The organism is Paenibacillus sp. OT2-17 (assembly GCF_009827695.1).
GTDB lineage: Bacteria > Bacillota > Bacilli > Paenibacillales > Paenibacillaceae > Paenibacillus > Paenibacillus polymyxa_B.
This window is the reverse complement of the sequence record NZ_WUDQ01000427.1, coordinates 1-3,241: the sequence shown is the minus strand read 5'-3', so window position 1 is coordinate 3,241 and position 3,241 is coordinate 1. Positions and strand designations below refer to the sequence as shown.

Here is a 3,241-nt window from a genome sequence, read left to right as displayed (position 1 = left end):
AATGCCTATGACACGTTCCCGCTGTATGAAATTCAGGCACTGACCGAGCAGAAGCAGGATCTAATCAAGCACATTATGATATTCGAAAATTATCCGGTGGAGCAGCAGGTAGAGCAGCTGGGAAGTGATGGGCAGAATGCATTCACAATTTTAAACGCAGTGGCTACAGAGCAAACCAACTACGATCTGAACGTCGTCGTAATGCCGGGAGAAGGCATCAAGATTCGTTTTATGTATAACGCATTGAGCTTTGATCAAACCGGCATTGAGCGTCTGCATGGTCATTTTGCTCGTCTGCTGGAGCAAATTTCGTTCAACCCGCATGTTCGCGTTGAAGAACTGGAATTGGTGACAACGGCGGAAAGACAACAGATTAAAGGCGAGTTTAACGACACGGCTTCTGTATATCCGCGCAATCAGACAATCCAAAAGCTGTTTGAGGAGCAGGCCGAACGTACGCCAGATCACGTGGCCGTCACTTTGGATCATCAATCGTTGACCTATCGGGAACTCAATGAGAAGGCTAACCGATTAGCGCATACGCTACAGACTGCTGGAGTGAAGGCCGATGAGCCTGTCGGCATTCTAACGGAGCGTTCGTTGGATATGATTATCGGAACGTTGGCTATTTTGAAGGTTGGAGGCGCGTATGTACCGATAGATCCTCAATATCCCGAAGATCGTATTCGCTATATGCTGGACGATTCGGGAGCCAAACTGCTGCTGACTCAACAAGATTTACTGGATCGTTGCTATTTTGATGGACAGATTGTCAATCTGAATGATGATACGTCCTACAGTTCGGATGCTTCCAATTTGGGGATAGATGGAGCGGGCGAACATGCTGCTTATGTCATCTATACCTCGGGATCAACAGGCAAGCCTAAGGGCGTCGTTGTTGAGCATCAAAGTGTCGTTCGCTTGGTGCGTAATACGGATTATGTGCCGTTCGATGAATCGATCCGAATGTTGCAGACTTGCGCATTTGTATTTGATGTGTCTACGTTTGAAATTTGGGGGGCGCTACTGAACGGCGGTCGGCTTGTACTCGTGCATAAGGATGATCTTTTGGACGCAGCTAAGCTCAAGGAGACCATACGGGATCATCGCATCACCATGATGTGGCTGACTACACCGCTATTTAATCAGCTTTCGCAGCAGGACAGTAAATTGTTCGGAGATGTGAAGTATTTGCTGGTCGGAGGCGACGTGCTGTCTGCGCCGCATATTAACCGGGTGTTACGGGATAATCCGGACATGAATATCATTAACGGCTATGGACCAACGGAAAATACTACTTTTTCGACGGCTTATCATATTAAGGAAGAACAGCTTGATTCTGTGCCGATCGGGCGTCCTATCCGCAATTCGACGGCGTATGTGGTCGATTCGGCGTTTAACCTGCAGCCGATTGGAGCATGGGGTGAGCTGGTTGTTGGCGGAGACGGAGTCGCACGCGGTTACTTGAACCGTCCTGAATTGACGGCTGAGAGATTTCTTGCTAATCCGTGGGTGGACGGAGATCGCCTATACTGCACGGGAGACCTTGTTCGCTGGCGTGAAGACGGCATACTGGAATATGCTGGACGGATTGATCAACAGGTTAAAATTCGCGGTTACCGGATTGAGCTGGGCGAGGTGGAGGCACGGCTGGCAAGTGTACCGTCCGTGCGGGATAGTGTTGTTATTGCTTTGCGGGACGGAGCAGGTCAGCAGCAATTATGTGCTTACTTCACAGCCGATGAACAGCTGACCATCCGTGAGATTCGAGCTGCGATGTCGGTCAGTCTGCCGAGCTATATGATTCCATCCGCATTTGTACAGCTGGATCGGTTTCCGCTGACGACCAACGGCAAAATCGACCGCAAAGCTTTACCTGTGCCGGACAAAGGGCTGCACACGGGTATAGAATATGTCGCACCGCGAACCGATGTGGAGCAGTTGCTGGCATCTATTTGGCAGGAAGTGCTTGAAATTCCACAAGTGGGTATCCATGATGACTTTTTCACGTTGGGCGGACATTCCTTGAAAGTACTGGAGCTTATACGCAAAGTTCACCTTGCCACAGACATTGAGCTCCCCATCCGTAGTGTAATGGACTTCCCGACTATAGAAGAGCAGGCGCTCACATTATTGAAAGCCGATCTGGAATACAAGGCCGATAGTCCAATCATTCGGTTGAATGAACACGGTCCGATCTCCATCTTCTGCTTTCCTCCTATGCTTGGATACGGGCTGTCGTTCGCGGAGCTGGCGAAACAACTGGATCAGGACGCAGTCGTGTATGGATTAGAGTTCGTGGATGATGCTGCGGATGAGCAGGCCATGCTGGCACGTTACGTTGATTTGATCGTCAGCACGCAAGCGCAAGGTCCGTATGTGCTGCTTGGTTATTCCATAGGTGGTAATCTGGCGCATAAGGTTGCTGACACACTGGAACGTCAGGGCCATGCTGTATCCGATATTTTTATGCTCGATTCGGTCAAAAGGGCGGAAGCCCTGCCCTTCACAGTTGAAGAAACAGAGCATGAAATTCATGACATGCTGGAACAGGTTCCCGAATCCTACCGTGAGCTGTTGAATGAAACGTACCAACGTAAAATGATCGCTTACGCGGTGTATGGCAACCAGCTTGTGAATACAGAGAACGTTCAGGCGAATATTCACGGCTTTGTCGCCGTTGGATCGGAAACGGTGAGGGGTACAGGAGATAATCGACTTTTATGGAAAGACGCTACACAAGGTAGCTATGAAGAGCATAGCTTGATTGGTAATCATTATGAACTGCTGGAACCCGGATTTATCGAGGAAAATGTAAAAAGTATCCGTGCCACCATACAAAAGATAACTCGGAACACGGACAAAGACATGACACAAGATTTGGCACATCATAAATCTTGAAAATCTATGGTCGATGATGTAACGAATTGAATCACTAATTTTTAATCTGTAACACATGAATCCTGATCGACAGGTAAGAAGCCTTCTGCTTACGCGACTCGATCAGGATTCGCTTTATTTGTGCACTCCCGCGATGGGAAGTGCGATGATTCCATAGCGCCATGCTGATGGCTTCCATACGGAGTATAAATATCTGCTCGCTATGCAATCACCGCACGGTTCAAATCATTAAATCAACTTCATACGTAAGGATGGTACTTCAATATGAAGAATAGAAGCATTTGCTACCTATCCGCTTTTTTAGCAGCGTTGTTTCTGTCGAACCTGCTCATTGCTTCGG

1 protein-coding gene is annotated in these 3,241 nt (G+C 48.3%); it reads left to right on the top strand.

Annotated features, from left to right (window positions below):
• A partial coding sequence (locus GRP75_RS22460; protein WP_160790407.1) for a non-ribosomal peptide synthetase occupies positions 1 to 2,901 on the top strand: 2,901 nt, incomplete at its 5' end.
• Positions 2,902 to 3,241: the final 340 nt, after the last annotated feature.